1 protein-coding gene and 1 pseudogene are annotated in these 623 nt (G+C 46.4%); both read right to left on the bottom strand.

Annotation, left to right across the window (positions count from 1 at the left end; translation table 11 throughout):
- Positions 1-291, bottom strand: a 291-nt coding sequence (locus R7P74_RS27345) for a hypothetical protein (protein ID WP_318123812.1), incomplete at its 3' end; no start/stop codon positions are given.
- A gap of 5 nt (positions 292-296) precedes the next feature.
- Positions 297-623: pseudogene (locus R7P74_RS27340) on the bottom strand (PilZ domain-containing protein); the annotation flags it as partial.

Genomic DNA, 623 nt, shown 5'->3' with positions numbered 1-623 from the left:
TAGGCGAGCAATGCGGTCAGAAATGATCTCTTGGTGTGGAGAAAAATTGTCGTATGGCAACGTTTCCCAATCAGGGAAAAGGCTTACCGGTTGGTCGGTAAACTGTTCGATTTCTGCTTGCAGTTTCAACGCGATCTGCGGATCTGGCACAACCAGTAGTGAGTGACTTGAATGCTGCTTGGCCAGTTCGGCAATAGCGAGAGGCAGCGCTACACCGGGTAAGTTGCCAAGTTGTTTTTTGTCGCCACGCTCAGTTGGATTGGTGACGGAAAGTATCGTTGCTTTGGTCATAGGAGTTATTTTTTATCTCGCTCCAGTGAGCGCTGACGTAAAAGTTTTTGTTGTTGATATAAAGCGGCTTTAATGAGCAAATCTTGGTCTGCTTCTCTGAGCATTTTATATCTAAGAGTGACGACGAACCCTTGCTCAGAGACGACACACTCTACGACTTGAGCGTAGCAGTAAATTGCCGCAGCAGGATGGTCAAGAAAGAGTTTCACTCGGACAAATTGGTTCGTTTCTACTGGGCTTGATGAGCGGTAACTCAACTGACTTGCACCAAATTGAGTGGTCTGGAAGCGAACCGAAATATCATCTTGTTGAGACAACATAAAGCTCAGCAG

The sequence above is a fragment of the Vibrio sp. 2033 genome, from assembly GCF_033339735.1.
The sequence above is the reverse complement of the archived record's forward strand: the minus strand, read 5'-3'. Positions and strand labels throughout refer to the sequence as shown.